Origin of the sequence: Salinibaculum sp. SYNS191 (genome assembly GCF_037338445.1) — an archaeon.
Classification (GTDB): Archaea; Halobacteriota; Halobacteria; order Halobacteriales; family Haloarculaceae; genus Salinibaculum; species Salinibaculum marinum.
Genome location: NZ_CP147838.1, coordinates 3,307,470 through 3,324,386, shown reverse-complemented (window position 1 = coordinate 3,324,386; position 16,917 = coordinate 3,307,470). Strand labels below are relative to the sequence as shown.

Here is a 16,917-nt window from a genome sequence, read left to right as displayed (position 1 = left end):
TTACTCCAGCACGCCGGGCAGGAAGCGGTCCTCGTGGGACTCGATGACGTCAGCGTAGTTCGTCAGCGACGCCAGCACGTCGTGCATGCCGCTCTCGAAGTCCTGTTCCTGCCCGTCGATGAGGTCGAGATAGCGGGCGTTCTCGATCTCCATCTTGTGTGTCTCGTCCTCGTCGCGGGGGTTCTCGAAGTGTTCGACGTCGACGTCGAGGTCGTACTCCGCGCCGGCCTCGGCGATGGTCTCGGCGATTTCGACGATGCTGATGGCGCGGGTAACCTGGTTGTAGACCGTGAGGTCCTTCGGCCGGTCGTCGGGGTCGGCGAGCGCGAGTTGTGCCAGCCCCTCGACAGCGTCCTCAAGCGAGATGAAGGGTTTGCGCTGTTCGCCCTTGCCGTAGACTGTGACCGGATAGCCGGCGACGGCCTGGGCGCAGAAGCGGTGGGCGACCGTCCCGAAGTAGTAGTCGAAGTCGAAGCGGGTCTTCAGCCGCTCGTCCGCGCGGGTCTCCTCGACCTCTGTGCCGTAGGTGATTGCCGTCCGGACGTCCGAGATGGGGATGTCGAACTGCGCGTTCGCCAGGCGCATGTTCCCCGCGTCGAAGCTCTTGGTCTGGTGGTACCAGGACCCGCCCATCGCCGGGAACGGCACGCCGTCGTGTTCGCCCTGGTTCTCCATGACAGCGCCACCTTCGGGGATGGGGAACTCGGGGGCGCCGTAGACGCCGGTCGTCGTCGTCTCGATGAAGTGGGTGTCGGTCAGGTCGTGCTCTTCGAGACCCCACAGCAGGTTCCGCGTGGCCTGCAGGTTGTTGTGCTGGGTGTAGTTGGCCCGCTCGCCGTTGATCTGCGAGTACGGCGCGGAGGGCTGGGCAGCGGCGTGGACGATGGTCTCGGGTTCGTGGACCGCCAGCAGTTCGTCCGTGAAGTCCTTCTCGGCGAGGTCACCCTCGACGAAGGAGATGTTGTCGATACCGTGGACCTCCTCGGCCGCGGCGATGCGCTCGTCCATGTCGGCCACGGGCGTGGCGCTGGTCGCGCCGACTTCCTCGACCCACTCGCGGCGCGCGAAGTTGTCGACGAGCAGCACACGGTCGTCAGTCCGGTCTGCGATGCGTAGCGCGGCCGGCCAGCCGAGGTAGCCGTCACCGCCAGTCACGAGTATCGTCATAGTTACTCACTTTCTGAATAACTACGCAGCGGCAAAAGTTTTCTGGGTCGACCCGCGGCCCACCCACCACCGACAGCACCCGCTTTGGCTGGTCGGTACTCGACACAGAGAGGCAGAAACGGCAGTATTCGGTACGCAACGCGGCGCAGACACCCACCGCAGCCTCACGAAGACGGAGGGCGAGCCCTCGCGTCAGTCCGCGTTCGGGGACTCGGTCTCGTTCCGCTCGTCGGAGAGACGCTCCCAGATCTCCGTACAGCCGGCACCGCTTTCGAGGCCGTCGAGGTGTTCGCGTGCGCCGTCCTCGCTTCGCGCAGAGTTACTCATATTCTTAGTAACCACATGACCAGTTATAAAATTCCCGATTGGTGGCAACAATCGTATCTTCCAGGGGAGACGGTCCCCGCTCGTCGAGGTGAAACGGCCGGTATTTACAATCCGCGAGCGAGGATAGGGATAGTAATGGCGCCGTCCAGGGACCCCGGACAACTCCTCGACGAACTCGAAATCACGGAGTACGAGCAGACTGCGCTCAGGTATCTGCTCGAACTCGGACGCACGACGGCCCCGAATCTCTCCGACGCGACGGGCATCCCGAAGGCGCGCATCTACGACGTGTTGAGTCACCTCGCAGACGCCGGCTACATCAAGGTGATTCCGGGACGACCCAAGGAGTACGAACCGAAAGCGCCGGGCGAGATTCTCGACAGGGCAATCGAGAACCAGCGGCAGTCCTACGAATCGTATCAGGCCGACATCGAAGCAGTCCGCAGGGAGTTCGAGGCGACGTTCGGGCCGATGTACGAACAGGCCGACGACGAACTCACACCGACGGAGGAGCTGTTTCACGTCGTCGATGTCGGCGAACCCAGCGAGTCCGAGACGCGGACGCTCTACCAGGAAGCCAGCGAGTCGCTACTGGTGTTGACCAAGAGTTTCGAGTACTTCGACAGCGTCGCGCCCGCCTTCGAGAGCGCCTACGAACGCGACGTCGACATCCGCATCCTCTGTGTCCATCCCGACCATCTGACAGCCGAGAACCGGACGGTACAGGAGGAGATTATCGCCGCCATCGAATCGGAGTATCCCGACATCGGGCTTCGCTACAGCAACGAACCCCTGCCCTGGCGGGGGACGATTATCGACCCGAGCATGGACTACGACACCGGGAAGGCCATCTTCCTCGTCGAGGAGAAGGACATCCCCCTGCACATGCGCCAGGCCGCCGTCACCGAGAACGGGTCGTTCGTCGCGGGGATGGGTCGGTACTTCGACCTCATCTGGGAGTCCGACAGCGTACCGGACCCCGGGTAGTGGAGTCGTCGGTGTGAGAGCACCGTCGGCAGCGGCCCCCGTCACTCCCGAATTTCCAGGTCGACGGCGTTCATCTCCTCGTCGAAGGTCAGACGCAAGTCGTCACCCTCGTAGCGTATCGTCACGAGAACACGCGGGGGGTCCGTCGCGACGAGTGTTTGCTCGTGGTCACGGAGGAGAGACAGAACGCGCTGGCCACCCTCGAATCCGTCGATGGTGTAGCCGACGTCGACGCCGTGGTCGTGGTAGAAGGCGGTGACCGCCGGATGGGCTATCGCAGCCACACACGGCGGGGCCTGTCCGCGGTACTTGCAGACGGTACAGGCCCATCTGACAGCGACCTCGTACTGCCGGCGGCAGGTGGAACACACCGTCCCTTCCCGGGACTCGTGGGCGTCGCAGATCTCGAACGTGGACGCGACGACCCCGGAACAGCGTGGGCAGATGCCACCCATCTCCATCGCGAATGCCTGTCCCATCCTGAACACGGCCGCCGCGAAGACCGCTTCGAGAGTCCGGTTCGAGAGTGCAGCCGGAGGGAGTGCTTGCGAGAAGAGGATACCCTCCGGCTCGTCCGTCCCACCCCGGAAGAACCCCTCACAGTCGGTACAGACGTAGTAGAGCCATCCGTCCTGGTAGCTGAGAGCGGTCTCGCCGCCGCAGCGGAGACACGCCCCGCCGATATCGGTGGGCGGAATCGAGGCAGTCTTCGTGCCGGTCCCCGCGATGACCGTCTGGACGAGGTGAAGACCGGTCGGGTGAAGTTCGTAGCCACCCGCAGTTTTCCTGACGAACTGGCCGGCGAGTTTGCCGAGGTGGTAGTTGAACTGGCCGGGGTCACGAACGCTGACACGCCTGCGCAGTTCCGAGAAGGGGACTGCGTTGTCCTCCGCGTACGGGTCGTAGGCCTCCCAGAGTGCCAGCAGTATCGCCAGGCGGGTTTCGTTGCCCACGATAGCGAACGCCTGGATAGCGTCCGCTCCAGCCGACTTGGCGGCCGCCTCGAGTGACGAGGTAGACGAGCCTCTCCCGGTCATTCGTACAGATACGGCGGGAGCCCCAATAAACCGGGAGGCCGAACTCACGTAAGACGAACTAGAGAAAACGAGTTCGGTACGCGTTCGAGCAGAAATGTCATTCTACAAATGCTTAATCCCTCGAAGCTCCTTCGGAAAGGTGTGATGAAAACAGTAACGAAAGCAGACGTGAAGACGACGCCCCTGTACATGCAACACCCGGTTCCGGTCGGAGTGACCCCCGTTCCCAAGTACGAGACGTGGGACGAACACCGTGCGGCACTGCGTCGTGCGGCCGCAGCGACCCGGAAGAAGGTCATGGAAAACAACTTCAAGAAAACCGCGAACTGAGAACTCGCAGCGACCGACTGTCAAAACGGTATCGAGCGAGCCCATTTTGTACGCAGCAGTTACGCAGCAGTTACCCACTGGTCGCCAGCGCGATCGCTGGAAGGTACCACACCCTGGTGATTTCACGAGCTATCAGCGGGTCTCGTCGGGAAAGCCACCCGACCCATCGAAGCACAGCGAGCGCGGGGCAAACACAGCGAGCGCGGAACAAAACGAGCGCGGAACAAAAGCCGGAGACGCTAGAAATCGGCCAGTGACGACTGTTCTGCGGCCGCGAGTGCGTCCTGGCTGGTCTGCCACGACGCGCGTGCGCAGTCGGGCAGGCAGTCGTTGTCGGCCACGTACGCCCGCAGGAACTCCCGCGTGGTGGGGTCGCTCGGGTAGCCGCTGCCGACGTCGCCGTACTCGGCGGTGAGACTGGCGACGTGAGCGTCTCGACGGACTTTGGCGACGATGGAGGCAGCGCCGACGATGGGATAGGTCGCATCGGCACCGTGTTCCGCGCGGAGGTCGACGTCTGCGGGAACGCCGTCGGCGACGTTGCCCTCGAAGCGAACGGCGTTGGTGTCGCCGGCGTCGACGTATCCGGTGTCGCCGTCCTCGGCGACGCCGGAGAGGGCCTCGACGTGGGCGGCGACGGTCAGCGCGTTCATGTCGGTGTCGTCGGCGTCGATGCGCTCGACGGGGATCTCGGCGACGGCGACGGCGTCGGCGACGTCGTGGATTTCGACGGCCAGTTCCTCTCGGCGCTCCGGCGCGATGTCCTTGGAGTCGCCGACGTCGGCTGGCAGGCGCTCGGGGTCGGCCCTGACCGCGGCGGCGAACATCGAGCCCAGTACGGGTCCCTTGCCCGCCTCGTCGACGCCGAGTTGCATAGCTATCCGGTCCACGCGTCGCATAAAAACGGTTGTGCTTGCCCGCCCTAGTCGTCGGCTATCTCGGGCTCCTCGATGGTCGGCTCCTCTATCTCCGGTTCCTCCATCTCTGGGAGGTCCATCTCCTCGGCTGGCTCGGACTCCTCGTCCTCGGCTTCTTCGGGTTCCTTCCAGCTGGTCGCGTGGGGCTCACGGAAGTGGCACATGGGGTCTCACCCGGACCATGATAAGGACTTGCACACAAAAGACGTTTCGGCGTTTCGGGTGCGTGGTAGACGCGGTGTCGTTACATCTATTACAAAAGATTACAGTAGTTACAAACGTGCCAATCGACATCGATCGGTTCGAGGAGAGCGAACCGAGAAAATTACGCGCCGAGACGCCGACGAACGGCGAGAAGATACTCGGATTTCTCGCCTCGCACGCCGACAAGGCGTTCACGCCGAAGGAGATTCACGAGCGAACCGACATCGCGCGAGGCAGCGTCGGTGTCGTGCTGTCACGCCTCGAAGACCGCGGTCTCGTCCGTCATCGTGGGTCGTACTGGGCAATTGATGACCCGGAAGAGGTCGACGCGACACTGACTGCGATAGCGACGGCACGCGCTGCAACCGACAGGTTCGGTCCGGAAGACCCCGAAGAGTGGGGACCGGGCGTCGAGTCGGGTGACGAATGAGCTACGCCCGCGGCGAAGTCTGGTGGGGTCCGGCACCTCACAAGTCCGGTCCGGCGTATCGACCGTGGGTCGTCGTTACCGGGTCGTCACACCCGTTCGCCGAAACCGAGTGCATTGCGCTGGCGATGACGACACAGCGACACAACGCTGGCATCACAGTCAGAGACGGGGACTGGCTAGAGGGAGGAGCAAACAAACAGTCCTACATCTCACCCTGGTACGTCACCACCATCAAGCACAGAGACTTCGACCGACATCAGGGGACCTTGGCCGAATCAGTAGTCACAGAGGCAGTCAACCAACTTCACCAGCACACGACGCTTTCTGAGTCCTGAATACCTCAGGACGAACGAAAGAACGCCTCGTCCTCGAACGGTTCCTCCTCGCCCTCGACGTCGAGAACGTCCAGCGCGGTCACTTCTGCGCCGACGCCGAGCAGACCGGCGAGGCTCGGCTCCGTGCGGCCCTCGTCGCTGCTGACCAGTTCCTTCACGTAGAGCCCGCCCGCGCCGTGGACTTCGAGTTCTGCGGTGGTCTCGTCGTGGAGCGTGCCCTCGATGCTGTAGACCTCGCGGACGCGGGTCTTGGCGGCTCGCCGATGTGAGACGCGCTGGGGGGTGTCCTGGTGGATGGTCGCGCCGTCGAGTTCGGCGAGGGCGGCGTCGAAATCGGCCTGCTCGACCGGGCCGTCGAAGGTCACGTCCATCCGGTAGGTCTTGCTCGCGTCGTGTTCCTTGACGCGCTCGACCATGTCGTGGGTGGCGAGACGCAGTCCCTCCACCTCGACCTTGCCGTCGGCGAAGTCGTTGACGTCGGCCTCCAGCTGGTCGGTGTCGACGTTGCGCCGCCGGGGTTCGTCCACCTCGATGACGAACGGCCGGCCGCCGCCGAGCATCAGCGCGTCGACGTCCTCGCGGCCGGCCCCGTGGAAGGTGGCGCTGGTGCCGTCCATCGCCTCCTTCACCACCGGCGCGGTCAGTTGCTCGACGCTCTCGTCGTAGCGATAGCCCGTGCCGTCGCAGCCGTCGCAAATCTCGTCGCGCTGTCGGCCGGTGCCGTTGCAGTCGCGGCAGGGCCACTCCGTCTGGGGGATGTCGCGTTCGAGTTTGCGGTAGCGGCCGTAGACGAACGCGGAGTTGACCTGGACCTCCACCTCGTCGGTCGAGAGGTCACAGAGAATCATCACGTCGGGCCGTTGGAAGTCGACCTCCGTGTCGGTGAGCGACCCGAAGCGCTTGCCAATCTCGCGGTTGAACTCGGATTTCATCAGTTCGCCGGCCTCGGAGTCGAGGCCGACCTCCTCGCGAAGCAGCAGGTCGTTCTCCTCCAGCAGCGGCGGGACGCGCGTGCCGATCTGGTAGGTGGCAAAGTCGTAGCCCTGTACGGCCGCGGCGGCGTTTTCGGCCCACCAGTCGTAGCGGTCGCACTCGCCCTCACAGACCCAGCAGTCGTCGGGTTCGTCCTCGAAGGGCTCGTCGTCGTCCAGCGCGACGGCGACGCGGAGGCTGTGGCCCCGCTCGTCGTTGGTCAGGCCGAAGCTCCGGTCGGCGACGAGGCGACCGAGACAGGGGTCACAGAGCGGGCCCGAATCCAGCGCGGCGCGGGCCGTCTCCAGCAGTGTCATTGCCCGCATCGACGCGGGGCCGGCGTAATTCCCTTTCGAAGCGCCAGGGCGTTTCACTCCCGGTCGGCAGCCTCGGCGAGCGAGACGGCCAGCGACGCCGCCTCCTCAGCGGACGTCCCGAGGACGTACAGGACGGGTTCGATGCCGAAGGCACCCCGGTGGTAGACGACGCGTGGAACGGCACCGCGCTCCTGAAAGCGCCCCCGGAGGCGAGCGCCCCGCTCGTCGTAGCCGGCGTCGACTTCCAAGGGATCGATACCGCGGTCGCGGGCCGCATCGAGGAGCGCATCGTCCGTCACGAGGTTGAGCGCGCCGCGCAGACTGCTGTCGACGGTCATCGCCGCCAGGATGAGCGAGGCGACGTACTCGGAGGCACCGAACTCGGGGTTCGCCGGGACGCGGACGCGGTCGCCCATCGCGTAGATGCGACCCGGAATCGCGGCGACGTCGTGGGTCCCCTCGGGGTCGGGCAGGGCCATCCCGACGTTCGTCCCCACCTTCGGGATGAACTCGGCCATCCCCTCCGCGGTCGAGAGCGTGCGGGCGGCCCGCCGGACGGTCGCGAGCGTCTCCCGCTCGGTGGAGAGGTCGTCGTCGGTCCCGCGGACACAGAGGTCACAGCCGAGTCCCTGCAAGGCCGGCATCGCCTCCTCGTGGAGGTCGCAGATTGGCCCGCGGTCTTCGAACTCCCTGATGAGCGCGAGCAGTTCCCCGAGCGCGTCGTAGCTGTCCATCCCGCCGGTGGCGAGGCCCTCCGCGATGCGCTCGACCGTCGCCTGCGTCCGGTGGTCACCGGCGATGGGGCCCTCCGGCCCCTGCTCGTCGGCGAGATACGAACTGACGGCGGCCTGTGTCACCCCCAGGTGGGCCGCAATCTCCTGCTGGGTGAGGTCGCGGGCCGCGAGTTCGCGGGCCAGCATCGCGCGCACCGTCGGGAGCACCTCGTCGACGACGAGTTCGCCTGGTAACACCAGCGACATGCCACAGCATGCGTCGACGGTCGTGAAAAGTGGGTCGGCGACGGAGATATAAGCCGGTTATATCGGTAAGTTATAACTACCGGGAGCGACGCACTACGGGTATGAGTTTCACAGACGACCTCACGGACATCGGCGACCCGATATGGGACGCCATCCTCGACCATCCGATGGTCGAGCAGTTGGGGGAGGGGACCCTCGACGAGGCGCCGTTCCGGTACTGGGTGCGCCAGGACTACGTCTACCTGGTGGAGTACGCGCGACTGTTCGCCTACGGGGCCGCGAGCGCGCCCGACCTGAAGCGGATGGGGACGTTCGCCGAGTTGCTCGACTCGACGATACACACCGAGATGGACCTCCACCGGGCCTACGCCGCGGACTTCGGCATCTCCGAGGCCGAACTGGAGAACACGGAGCCCTCACCCACCACGCGGGCGTACACCGACTTCCTCATCCGGACGGCGACGACCGGGTCCTTCGGGGACCTCGTCGCTGCACTCCTTCCCTGTATGTGGGGATTCAACGTCACCGGGAAGCGCCTCGCAGAGGGCGGACTACCCGACCACGAGGGCTACGCCGACTGGATAGAGATGTACTCCGGCGAGGAGTTCACCGAGCTCACGGAGTGGTGCAAGGACCTGATGGACGACGTGGCCGCCGCGTCGACGGAAGCCGACCGCGAGCGCTACCGCGACCTGTTCCGGACCTCCGGTCAGTACGAGTACCTGTTCTGGGACGCCGCCTGGCGAGAAGAGGAGTGGCCCGCATGAGCGGAGAGGGTGAGGCGAGCGAGTCCTACCGGGAGCACGCCGCCGGCGAGTCCGACCCGCGGTTCTCGGAGTGGCTGAGACGGCGGTCCGAACCCGACTGGACCGCGGCGACCGAACATCGCTTCACGCAGGAACTCCGCGCAGGAACGGTCGACGACGAGGTGTTCGGGCGCTATCTCGTCCAGGACTACGCGTTCGTCGGGACGCTGGTCGGCGCGTTCGGCCGCGCCGTCGGGGACGCGCCGACGATGGCAGCGAAGTCGCGCCTGTCGGACTTCCTCGGCGTGCTCACCTCGGACGAGGACGACTACTTCGCGCGCTCGTTCGAGGCGCTTGACGTGCCCGAGTCGGAGCGAACCGACCCCGCGCTGACTCCCGCGACACGGGCCTTCGAGGACCTGCTGGGGCGGGCCTCGCGGGAGGGCGGTTACGCCGAGACGCTGGCCGTGCTCGTCCCCGCGGAGTGGGTGTACCTGTCGTGGGCGACGCCGACACCGGACGACCCGCCAGAGCAGTTCTACCTCGCGGAGTGGATAGACTTGCATGCCAACGAGGGGTTCGTCTCCTTCGTCGAGTGGCTGCGGTCAGAACTCGACCGGGAGGGGGCCGCAGCCTCGTCGCGCCGACAGCGGCGTCTGGAACGGCTCTTTCGTCGGACCGTCGAACTGGAAGCGGCGTTCTTCGAGTCGGCCTACGGCGAGGAGTCGGCAGCGGCAGGGGGTGGCGAGTCGTGGTGAGTTCCGGCGTCGCGCTGGGGCTGACCGTCCTCACGCTTGCGGTGTTCACCGCGCTCGGCGTCTGGTACTCCCGGGGACAGGTCCAGTCCGTCGAGGACCTCATCACCGCCCGCAACTCCGCGGGCCGCGGGCAGATGACCGCGACGCTGGTCGCCTCGGTGATGGGCGTCTGGATTCTCTTCGCCGCGCCCGAGGCCGGAGCGAGTTTCGGCATCGCGGCCGTCGTCGGCTACGCCATCGGCGAGGCTGCGCCGATGCTCGCCTACGCCAAGATTGGCCCGCGCCTGCGGTCGGTCGTCCCCGAGGGCCACTCCCTGACGGAGTACGCCCACGCCCGCTACGGCGACGCGATGTACGCCTTCGTCATCGTCGTCAGCATGCTCTACATGTTCGTCTTCCTCGCCGCGGAACTGACGGGCATCGCCGGCGCGCTGTCGCTCGTCGCCGGCGTCCCGCAGTGGCAGACGGCCGTCCTCGTCGGCGGATTTGTCCTGCTCTACACCGGCTACGGCGGCCTCCGCGCCAGCATCTTCACCGACACCGTCCAGGCGCTTCTGGTCCTGCCGCTGCTGGTCGTCGCCTTCGCCGGCGCAATCTTCGCACTCGGTGGGGCTGGCAGCGTCCACGAGAGCATCGTCAGCGCCAACCCGTCGCTTCTTGACCCCGGATTCACCGCTGGCCTCCAGTTCGGGCTTGCCCTCTCTTTCGCCATCCTCGGTGCCGAACTCATCAACCAGACCTGGTGGCAGCGCATCTACGCCGGCCGGGACAGCGAGACGGTCCGCAGCGGCTTTCGCAGCGCGGCCGTGACGAACGGTCTCATCGTCTTCCTCGGTGCCCTGTTCGGCATCGTCGCCGTCGGTCAGACCGAGATCGTCACGGCACTCGGCGCGGAGTACAACGCCGACATCGCCTTCTTCCTGCTGTTGCAGTCGGCGTTCCCCGAGTGGATCGTGCTCGCAGTCGTCCTGCTCGCGCTCCTGCTCGTGATGAGTTCCGTCGACACGCTGTTCAACGCGCTGTCGAGCGTCGTCACGGCAGACCTGCTCCGGTTGCTCTCGGACCCGGACGACCGGACGCTGAAACTCGGCGCGCGGGCGCTGACCGTCGTCGTCGCGGTTGCGGCCATCTACGTCAGCCTCCGCGCCCAGAGCGTCCTCCGACTCTTTTTCTTCGCCGACCTGCTCGGCGCAGCGGTTGCCTTCCCGCTGGTCTACGGCCTGTACTCCCGGCGACTCACCGGCACCGGGGCACTCGTGAGCAGCGTCGTCGGCCTGGCGTTCGGCCTGGCGTACTTCCCGGACTTCCGGGGCGTCATCACGGGGCTCCCGCTGGTTGGCGACTTGCTGCCCGCCGCCGACCCACTGTATCTCACCTCCTTCGGCGGCGCGTTCCTCGTCTCGACCGGGCTGGCGCTGCTGGCCGCGCGTCTGTCCTCGACAGAGCACGACCTGGACGACCTCTCGCGGAACATCCGGAGCCTCGACAGGACCGCGACCGACGGTGGCACTGCGAGCGGCGAGGACGTCGCTCCAGCGGAGGTGCGCGAGTGATGGCCGTCATCGGCGCGACACTCTTTGCGGTCATCCTCTGGGGTGCGATACTCGGCGTCGCGCTCGTCTTCGCCTACGAAGTGTACGTCATCGCGAGCGAGCGGCGGGCAGTCGAGACGACGTAGAGCAAAAGTAGGGAGAACAGGATTTGCAAGAACGGTGAGTTCGGAAGCTAGCCGTCGTAAACAAACGCATCGACGTCTTCGGGACGTTCGATTGACTCGCGGAAGTCCTCGATAGCCTCCGCACGTGCGGTTTCCACCTCGTTCATCTCGCGCGGATGGTCGTGATAGTACGCCAGCGCGTGGTAGACGTCGGCGACGTCGAGGTCGTACCGGTCGGCGACGGTCTCAGGGGCCACATCTTGCTCGTCGACGAGTGCGTACACCTGGCGAACACTGACTCGCCGCCCCGCGATGTGGGGTTCGCTCATGAGTTCGTGGCCGATGCGACGTGCATCCCGCTTTGCCATACCACTCGTTACCGCCCGCTGTCGCAAAAGGGTTCGGCCGCGGATTCGAATGAAGACTATCAGTTCGTCCAAACGAGAACGAAACGGGTGAATCAGACCAGGAGCCCGAAGCAGTTCACGTCTCCTCGCTCCCGCCGTCAGTCGTCGCTGACGCGTCCTCGGAGAGGTCGACAGGGAGGTTGTCCTCGACGTCGGTGTCGGCGACGCGCAGCGAGCGCTGCGGGAAGGGGATGTCGATGCCCTCGGCGCGGAACCGGTCGTATATCTCCCGGAGGAGTGCGTCCTGGACCCGCTCGCGCAGTCGCGGGTGGTCTATCCAGCAGAGCAGGTTGAAGTTGATGGCGGAGTCGCCGAACTCCTTCATGAACACCCGGGGCGTGGGCTGTTGCCGGACGGTGTCGGTGTCGTCGGCGACCGACAGCAGGATGTCCTCGACTTCGTCGACGTCGGTCCCGTAGGCGACGCCGACGGGCACGGTGATGCGCCGGTAGCGCTTGGGGTCGGACTCGTTGACGACGGCGGCGCTATTGAGCCGCGAGTTGGGTATCGTCACGAGGATGTCGTCGCGGGTGCGGATGACCGTCGATCGGATGGAGATGTCCTCGACGCGGCCGCGTTCGCCGGACTCCAGCACGATGAAGTCACCCACCGTGAAGGTGCCGTCGGCGTACAGCGCCAGCGACCCGAAAAAGTTCGCGATGGCGTCGCGTGCGGCCAGGCCGGCGACGATGCCGACCACGCCCGCCGAAGCCAGAAGCGGCGTGACGTTGATACCCCAATAGGAGAGGAGCAGAAACAGCGAGAAGCCGCCGACGACGGCGTACCAGATGTTCCGGAAGATGGGGACGACCTGCCGGTCGAGGTAGCTGCTGGACGTGACCTCCTCCAGCACGTCGGGGGCGGTCCGCACGAACGTCCAGGCCCAGATGAGCGTGATGGCACTCAGCGTGGTCGCGTGGACCGGACCGTGAATGCTCGGGGGAACGTCGAGTTGCGTCGTTCCCAGATACAGCCCGGCGAGCCCGACAGACGACCAGATGGCGACGTGGGCGTTCATCAGGACGATGTCGTCGACCTGCCCCGGGATGCGCGCGGTGAGTCGCCGGAGGACGACGTCGCCGCCGACCTGGATGAGTCCCGCGACGAACAGCGACGTGCCCACGATGAGCAGGAACGACTGCCAGTCGGGCAGTGCAGTCACCCAGTCCCCGACGGCGACGAGTTGGTCGACGAGCGTTTGCATCGGCGGCCCTTGTGCGTCACCGGCCTTAACTACTGTCGCCGAGGACGCGAACCGACCCGCTTTTTGCCACGGACTGTGCCCTCCCGATATGGTCGAGTGGCTGGTCGCCGTCGTGCTCGGGGTGATTCAGGGCGTGCTGGAGTGGCTGCCGGTCTCCAGCGAAGGTGCGGTCTCGCTGGGACTGACGTTGCTCGACGCCGCACCCGACAACGAGGCCCAGTTCGCGCTCTTTCTCCACGCGGGCACCGGCGTGGCCGCGCTGGTCTACTACCGCGACGTCCTCGCCGACGTCCTCCGGGACGTCCCGTCGTGGCGACCCGCGAACGCCTTCGGCCGCGAGACGGCCGAGATATCCTTCTTCGGTATCGCGACGGCCGTCTCGGTCGTCGTCGGTTTCTCGGGCTATCTGGTGCTCGAAGAGATTGCCTCGGCAGTCGCCGGCGGCACCTTCGTCGCCTTCATCGGGGCACTCCTCGTGGCGACGGGCATCCTCATGCGGACTGCGGAGACGCGGGCGGTCGCCCGCCGGGAGTTGCCCACCGCGGTCGACGCCGTCCTCGTCGGCGCGCTGCAAGGGCTGGCCGTGTTGCCGGGTATCTCGCGGTCGGGAACCACCGTCAGCGCGCTCCTGTTGCGCGGCCACGACGGCCCCGAGTCGCTGCGGCTGTCGTTCGTGCTTTCGATTCCCGCCGCCTTCGGTGCGGGGCTGCTGGTCCTGCTCGACGAGGGGCTGCCGAGCATCGACCCGGGTCCGGCCGCGCTCGCGCTCGCGCTGGCGGCCGTCGTCGGCTACCTGACCGTCGACGCGCTGGTTCGTGTGGTCGACCGGGTCGCCTTCTGGCGGGTCTGCGTCGGCTTCGGCGCGCTCGCCGTGGTCGGCGGTGGACTGCTGGTGCTGTGAGGGGGCGCCGCAGAGCACTGGTGTCGGCCCGGAACGCTGCGCTACGAAGGTACTTATATGGCTTCGCCTCACTACTCCCGGACGACAGACGGCCATGAGCGAGGGAGAACAGAAGCTCGTCGATACCTCCGGTGACTACCGGTACGCCGTCAAGAACGGCCAGCCGGTGGGGGACGCCGACTGGCGTTCCTGCCGCATCGTGTTGACGAGCGAGCGGATGGTGCTCGCCACCAGCGGCGGCAAGCAGGCCATCCCCCACGCCCGCATCATGGTTCCCGAAGACCCCGACGGGGTGCTCCCGGAGGGCGTCGACGCCGCCGCCTCGACCGCGCTCGAAATCGGCGACAACGTCATTCTCATCGACGCCCAGGCCGTCGACGACTTCGAATCGGAGTACTGCCGCGCTGCACTCCACGACGAGGTCATCCTCGTCAAGCACCCCGCGGTCGTCGGCGGCGTCATCCAGGACGAAGCGACCTGGTCGAAGTGCCAGTTCCGCCTGGACGACGACACCGTGACCATCGGGCTGCCGGGCGGGGAGACGCTCACCTTCGACATCGGGAACGTCGGGACCATCGACACCGACGACCAGCAGGTGATGGGCGAGGCACGTACCGTCGTGAAGGTGGAACACACCGACGACGAGGACCGCAGCGTCGAGACACACTTCTCGGGCATGGCCTGGCACTCCCGCGCGCTGGGGTCGCTGTTGCGGACGGTCATCGACGAGCGCCAGGACGACTACGAGCTCTCGGAGACGGAGCGCCAGGTGCTGATGGCGCTGTACTCCGGGGTCTCGCCGTTCGAAATCTCGGATTTCGTCGGCATCGACGTCGACCAGGTCGAGGAGATATACCAGCGGCTGCTCGACGTCGGGGCCGTCGACAAGGTCCGCGAGCGGACCGAGGTGACGCTGAACGCACAGGGTCGTAACATGGCGAGTGAGGCGATGAGCGAGGAGTAACGAGCGGTGAGCGACGGTCAGTCGTCACAGGGCGGGCTCACCGACGACGAGGCATCCGTCCTGCGCCTCCGGCGTCGAATCCGCTGGAGTTCCGCGCGGAGCGTCTGCCGTTCGATCAGCAGGAAGCCGACGATCACGACGAGGAAGCCGCCGATAGTCCCGGCCGAGACAGCCGAGCCGAGCAACAGCCAGCCCAGCAGTGCCGCGACGACGGGGACCGCGTAGGCCACGAGATTCGCCCGGACCGGGCCGACCCGGTCGATCAGTCCGAAGTAGATGGCGTACGCGACCGCAGTCGACGGGATGGCGACGGCCAGGAGACTCGCGACCGTCACGAGACCGATGTCCAGCGCGCGGGCGGGAGACTCGCCGAGTGCGAGACTGCCCGCGTGGAGCAGCACTGCACCGCCGGCCATTCCCCACGCGGTGAGCGACAGGCTCCCCAGGCGGGGCTCGACGCGCTGGAGCAGGACGCTCCCGAACGCGCCCGACGCGGCAGCGCCCAGGACGAGCGCCTGTCCGAGCGCGCTCGCGTCGGTGAACGTCGACGGCGACGGCTGGACGATGAGGATGACGCCGCTCAGCGCCACGCCGATACCGAGCGCACCGACGCGGGAGAGCCGGTCACCGAGGAGCCACCACGCGAACACCGGCGCCAGCACGGGGTTCAGTCCGTACATGACCGACGCCGCTGCGGGCGTGGTCGTCCCCTGCCCGACGAACAGTAGCCCGCTGTTGAGCGCGACCAGAAACGACGCTGCGGTACCGATCCACAGCAGGTCGCCACGGGTGCGCGGCAGCCACGCCGACCGCGACTGCGTGACGATGACGTAGCCCAGCAGTGCGACCGCCGCCAGGTCGAACCGGAGGCTGGCGAACAGCACCGGCGGCAGCTCGCGGAGACCGGTCTTGATGGCGACGAAAGAACCACCGAACAGGACTGCGAGCAGGACGAACAGCGCGGCGTCGCGATAGCGTGCGGGGACAGTCGACGTGGATGGAATAGACGGGAAGTTGACAGACCAGTTCAGCAGAACCTCCTCCTGGAGAGAGTTTTTCGCATTACCTGTGTAAGGGCCCGAAATGTGAAGAAGCCTGCGCGAGAGGTGGTGCCACGGGCCGGAGCACCAGTGAGCGGCCGCTTCGCTCGATCTGCCAGGCGGATGACGAACAGACGCAACACCTAATTGAACGTATCGAGAACGTTTTCGCAACGACGCGTCCCGTCCATGAGCAACTCAGAGAAGAAAATCGAGGACACGCAGGGCAAGTTCATGCGTGCTGTCAAGGCAGGCCAGGACCTGACAGACGCCTCCTGGCAGCAGTGCCGGGTCGTGCTGACGAACGAGCGACTCGTACTCGTCGGCGACGGGAAAATTACCGTCCCGCTGTCGGACATCGACGAGATGGGCGAGCGCTACGACGTGAACCAGGCGGCCACCAGCGAGTCGAAGTACTCGACGCTGTACGTCGGCGAGGACGTCATCCTGGTGTCGGTGGGCGACCACGAGACGTTCCGGACCAACTTCTACCGGGCCATCCTCGACAACGCCGTCATCTACGTGCAACATCCCGCCGTGAAAGGCGGCGTCGTCCAGAACGCCGAGTGGCAGCGCGGCCGCCTGAAGGTGACCGAAGACGCCGTGCGGATGGTGCTGGAAGACGGCCAGAAGTTCGTCATCGACCGCGACGACATCGGCGAGTTCGACACCGACGAGAAAGCGGTCGCTGGCGAGGAGCGCGCGGTCATCGAAGTCGAACACACCGACGACGACGGGACCAGCGTGGAGACCCACCTCTCCGGCCGCGACCACCACATCTCCGTGCTGAAACAGCTGCTGGAGGAGGGAGCCGAGCGCAACCGCGCCGACCTCGACCTGGATCCCGTCGAGCGCCGCGTCGTGATGGCGCTGTACTCCGGGGTCTCGCCCTTCGGCATCTCCGAGTTCGTCGGCATCGACGTCGAGAAAGTCGAGGAGATCTACGACCGCCTCATCGAACTCGACGTCGTCGAGGTGGTCCGCGAACGGAAGGAAGTCGGGCTGACCGCCCAGGGCCGGAAAGTCGCTGGGGAAGCGATGGGCGAGCGGTGAGTGTGAGGGAAAGTACCGACGGGAAAATTCCGTTTGTAGATATAAAGTTAGTGAGTTGGGCCTCATCTTACCGACAATCTAATTCTTTCTTTCGGTAATGAGCATACTTCCCCACCAAAAGAGGATATAATCTCCATATTGGTGTCGGATATAGGCCATTACAATTCCTAAAAATCTTTTTAAG

General features: G+C 65.8%; 21 protein-coding genes. 11 read left to right on the top strand and 10 right to left on the bottom strand.

Annotated elements, in window-relative coordinates; all coding sequences use genetic code 11:
- Both WDJ57_RS17135 and WDJ57_RS17130 read right to left on the bottom strand, forming a co-directional pair.
- A complete protein-coding gene (locus WDJ57_RS17135) occupies window positions 1-1,167 on the bottom strand; it encodes an NAD-dependent epimerase/dehydratase family protein (RefSeq protein WP_338902131.1) in 1,167 nt (388 codons plus the stop codon).
- A 192-nt stretch (window positions 1,168-1,359) separates the two neighbouring features.
- Window positions 1,360-1,494, bottom strand: a complete 135-nt coding sequence (locus WDJ57_RS17130) for a hypothetical protein (RefSeq protein ID WP_338902129.1) — start codon at window positions 1,492-1,494, stop codon at window positions 1,360-1,362.
- 135 nt (window positions 1,495-1,629) lie between these two features.
- On the opposite strand from WDJ57_RS17130, the gene WDJ57_RS17125 reads away from it, so the two are divergent.
- Complete coding sequence (locus tag WDJ57_RS17125; RefSeq protein ID WP_338902128.1) at window positions 1,630-2,481, top strand: TrmB family transcriptional regulator; 852 nt, start codon at window positions 1,630-1,632, stop codon at window positions 2,479-2,481.
- A 41-nt stretch (window positions 2,482-2,522) separates the two neighbouring features.
- On the opposite strand, the gene WDJ57_RS17120 is transcribed toward WDJ57_RS17125, so the two are convergent.
- Window positions 2,523-3,518, bottom strand: coding sequence for a DUF7351 domain-containing protein (locus WDJ57_RS17120; RefSeq protein WP_338902127.1), 996 nt, complete (start codon window positions 3,516-3,518; stop codon window positions 2,523-2,525).
- 144 nt (window positions 3,519-3,662) lie between these two features.
- Here WDJ57_RS17120 and WDJ57_RS17115 point away from each other — a divergent pair, with 144 nt between their 5' ends.
- Complete coding sequence (locus WDJ57_RS17115; RefSeq protein WP_338902125.1) at window positions 3,663-3,848, top strand: hypothetical protein; 186 nt, start codon at window positions 3,663-3,665, stop codon at window positions 3,846-3,848.
- A 239-nt stretch (window positions 3,849-4,087) separates the two neighbouring features.
- Here the strand turns inward: WDJ57_RS17115 and rnhB are convergent, their stop codons facing one another.
- On the bottom strand, window positions 4,088-4,723 hold the full coding sequence (rnhB, locus tag WDJ57_RS17110; RefSeq protein ID WP_338902124.1) for a ribonuclease HII: 636 nt from the start codon (window positions 4,721-4,723) through the stop codon (window positions 4,088-4,090).
- A 47-nt stretch (window positions 4,724-4,770) separates the two neighbouring features.
- Entirely contained in the window at window positions 4,771-4,929 is a 159-nt protein-coding gene (locus tag WDJ57_RS17105) for a hypothetical protein (protein WP_338902123.1), read from the bottom strand.
- Between the two features lie 116 nt (window positions 4,930-5,045).
- Between WDJ57_RS17105 and WDJ57_RS17100 the strand changes: the two genes are divergently transcribed.
- Together WDJ57_RS17100 and WDJ57_RS17095 are read left to right on the top strand one after the other, a co-directional pair.
- Complete coding sequence (locus tag WDJ57_RS17100) at window positions 5,046-5,399, top strand: MarR family transcriptional regulator (RefSeq protein WP_338902122.1); 354 nt, start codon at window positions 5,046-5,048, stop codon at window positions 5,397-5,399.
- Window positions 5,396-5,734: a type II toxin-antitoxin system PemK/MazF family toxin gene (locus WDJ57_RS17095; protein ID WP_338902120.1), complete on the top strand. Its 339-nt coding sequence runs from the start codon at window positions 5,396-5,398 to the stop codon at window positions 5,732-5,734. The genes WDJ57_RS17100 and WDJ57_RS17095 overlap by 4 nt, the downstream gene beginning before the upstream one ends.
- A gap of 5 nt (window positions 5,735-5,739) precedes the next feature.
- Here WDJ57_RS17095 and WDJ57_RS17090 read toward each other — a convergent pair whose 3' ends face one another.
- Together WDJ57_RS17090 and WDJ57_RS17085 are read right to left on the bottom strand one after the other, a co-directional pair.
- Window positions 5,740-7,023, bottom strand: a complete 1,284-nt coding sequence (locus WDJ57_RS17090) for a tRNA pseudouridine(54/55) synthase Pus10 (protein ID WP_338902119.1) — start codon at window positions 7,021-7,023, stop codon at window positions 5,740-5,742.
- Window positions 7,024-7,076: 53 nt separating this feature from the next.
- Window positions 7,077-8,003: a thiamine-phosphate synthase family protein gene (locus WDJ57_RS17085; RefSeq protein WP_338902118.1), complete on the bottom strand. Its 927-nt coding sequence runs from the start codon at window positions 8,001-8,003 to the stop codon at window positions 7,077-7,079.
- A gap of 101 nt (window positions 8,004-8,104) precedes the next feature.
- Between WDJ57_RS17085 and tenA the strand changes: the two genes are divergently transcribed.
- Genes tenA through WDJ57_RS17065 form a run of 4 tightly spaced genes read left to right on the top strand, consistent with a single transcriptional unit; the run spans window position 8,105 to window position 11,185 of the window.
- Entirely contained in the window at window positions 8,105-8,770 is a 666-nt protein-coding gene (tenA, locus tag WDJ57_RS17080; RefSeq protein WP_338902117.1) for a thiaminase II, read from the top strand.
- Window positions 8,767-9,507 (top strand): TenA family protein, encoded by a 741-nt coding sequence (locus WDJ57_RS17075; RefSeq protein ID WP_338902116.1) that lies wholly within the window; start codon window positions 8,767-8,769, stop codon window positions 9,505-9,507. The genes tenA and WDJ57_RS17075 overlap by 4 nt, the downstream gene beginning before the upstream one ends.
- Window positions 9,501-11,060 (top strand): sodium:solute symporter family transporter, encoded by a 1,560-nt coding sequence (locus tag WDJ57_RS17070; RefSeq protein ID WP_380630026.1) that lies wholly within the window; start codon window positions 9,501-9,503, stop codon window positions 11,058-11,060. Before WDJ57_RS17075 ends, WDJ57_RS17070 begins: the two co-directional genes overlap by 7 nt.
- Window positions 11,060-11,185, top strand: coding sequence for a hypothetical protein (locus WDJ57_RS17065; RefSeq protein WP_338902113.1), 126 nt, complete (start codon window positions 11,060-11,062; stop codon window positions 11,183-11,185). The genes WDJ57_RS17070 and WDJ57_RS17065 overlap by 1 nt, the downstream gene beginning before the upstream one ends.
- 47 nt (window positions 11,186-11,232) lie before the next feature.
- On the opposite strand, the gene WDJ57_RS17060 is transcribed toward WDJ57_RS17065, so the two are convergent.
- Both WDJ57_RS17060 and WDJ57_RS17055 read right to left on the bottom strand, forming a co-directional pair.
- A complete protein-coding gene (locus tag WDJ57_RS17060) occupies window positions 11,233-11,532 on the bottom strand; it encodes a DUF433 domain-containing protein (protein ID WP_338902112.1) in 300 nt (99 codons plus the stop codon).
- Between the two features lie 115 nt (window positions 11,533-11,647).
- A complete protein-coding gene (locus WDJ57_RS17055) occupies window positions 11,648-12,775 on the bottom strand; it encodes a mechanosensitive ion channel family protein (protein ID WP_338902111.1) in 1,128 nt (375 codons plus the stop codon).
- 88 nt (window positions 12,776-12,863) lie between these two features.
- On the opposite strand from WDJ57_RS17055, the gene WDJ57_RS17050 reads away from it, so the two are divergent.
- Window positions 12,864-13,676 carry an undecaprenyl-diphosphate phosphatase gene (locus WDJ57_RS17050; protein WP_338902110.1) on the top strand — a complete coding sequence of 271 codons (813 nt, stop codon included), beginning with the start codon at window positions 12,864-12,866 and terminating at the stop codon, window positions 13,674-13,676.
- 94 nt (window positions 13,677-13,770) lie between these two features.
- Window positions 13,771-14,640, top strand: a complete 870-nt coding sequence (locus WDJ57_RS17045) for a CheF family chemotaxis protein (RefSeq protein ID WP_338902108.1) — start codon at window positions 13,771-13,773, stop codon at window positions 14,638-14,640.
- Between the two features lie 17 nt (window positions 14,641-14,657).
- Here WDJ57_RS17045 and WDJ57_RS17040 read toward each other — a convergent pair whose 3' ends face one another.
- Window positions 14,658-15,644, bottom strand: coding sequence for a DMT family transporter (locus WDJ57_RS17040; protein WP_380630070.1), 987 nt, complete (start codon window positions 15,642-15,644; stop codon window positions 14,658-14,660).
- A 225-nt stretch (window positions 15,645-15,869) separates the two neighbouring features.
- On the opposite strand from WDJ57_RS17040, the gene WDJ57_RS17035 reads away from it, so the two are divergent.
- Window positions 15,870-16,733 carry a CheF family chemotaxis protein gene (locus WDJ57_RS17035; RefSeq protein WP_338902107.1) on the top strand — a complete coding sequence of 288 codons (864 nt, stop codon included), beginning with the start codon at window positions 15,870-15,872 and terminating at the stop codon, window positions 16,731-16,733.
- The last annotated feature ends 184 nt before the right edge of the window (window positions 16,734-16,917 follow it).

Coding starts and splice junctions, on each gene's coding strand:
- WDJ57_RS17075 (WP_338902116.1), top strand. CDS start 8,767: ATGAGCGGAGAGGGTGAGGCGAGCGAGTCCTACCGGGAGCACGCCGCC.
- WDJ57_RS17035 (WP_338902107.1), top strand. CDS start 15,870: ATGAGCAACTCAGAGAAGAAAATCGAGGACACGCAGGGCAAGTTCATG.
- WDJ57_RS17090 (WP_338902119.1), bottom strand. CDS start 7,023: ATGACACTGCTGGAGACGGCCCGCGCCGCGCTGGATTCGGGCCCGCTC.
- WDJ57_RS17095 (WP_338902120.1), top strand. CDS start 5,396: ATGAGCTACGCCCGCGGCGAAGTCTGGTGGGGTCCGGCACCTCACAAG.
- WDJ57_RS17045 (WP_338902108.1), top strand. CDS start 13,771: ATGAGCGAGGGAGAACAGAAGCTCGTCGATACCTCCGGTGACTACCGG.
- WDJ57_RS17105 (WP_338902123.1), bottom strand. CDS start 4,929: ATGTGCCACTTCCGTGAGCCCCACGCGACCAGCTGGAAGGAACCCGAA.
- WDJ57_RS17060 (WP_338902112.1), bottom strand. CDS start 11,532: ATGGCAAAGCGGGATGCACGTCGCATCGGCCACGAACTCATGAGCGAA.
- WDJ57_RS17055 (WP_338902111.1), bottom strand. CDS start 12,775: ATGCAAACGCTCGTCGACCAACTCGTCGCCGTCGGGGACTGGGTGACT.
- WDJ57_RS17125 (WP_338902128.1), top strand. CDS start 1,630: ATGGCGCCGTCCAGGGACCCCGGACAACTCCTCGACGAACTCGAAATC.
- WDJ57_RS17115 (WP_338902125.1), top strand. CDS start 3,663: ATGAAAACAGTAACGAAAGCAGACGTGAAGACGACGCCCCTGTACATG.
- rnhB (WP_338902124.1), bottom strand. CDS start 4,723: ATGCAACTCGGCGTCGACGAGGCGGGCAAGGGACCCGTACTGGGCTCG.
- WDJ57_RS17120 (WP_338902127.1), bottom strand. CDS start 3,518: ATGACCGGGAGAGGCTCGTCTACCTCGTCACTCGAGGCGGCCGCCAAG.
- tenA (WP_338902117.1), top strand. CDS start 8,105: ATGAGTTTCACAGACGACCTCACGGACATCGGCGACCCGATATGGGAC.
- WDJ57_RS17050 (WP_338902110.1), top strand. CDS start 12,864: ATGGTCGAGTGGCTGGTCGCCGTCGTGCTCGGGGTGATTCAGGGCGTG.
- WDJ57_RS17130 (WP_338902129.1), bottom strand. CDS start 1,494: ATGAGTAACTCTGCGCGAAGCGAGGACGGCGCACGCGAACACCTCGAC.
- WDJ57_RS17065 (WP_338902113.1), top strand. CDS start 11,060: ATGGCCGTCATCGGCGCGACACTCTTTGCGGTCATCCTCTGGGGTGCG.
- WDJ57_RS17135 (WP_338902131.1), bottom strand. CDS start 1,167: ATGACGATACTCGTGACTGGCGGTGACGGCTACCTCGGCTGGCCGGCC.
- WDJ57_RS17085 (WP_338902118.1), bottom strand. CDS start 8,003: ATGTCGCTGGTGTTACCAGGCGAACTCGTCGTCGACGAGGTGCTCCCG.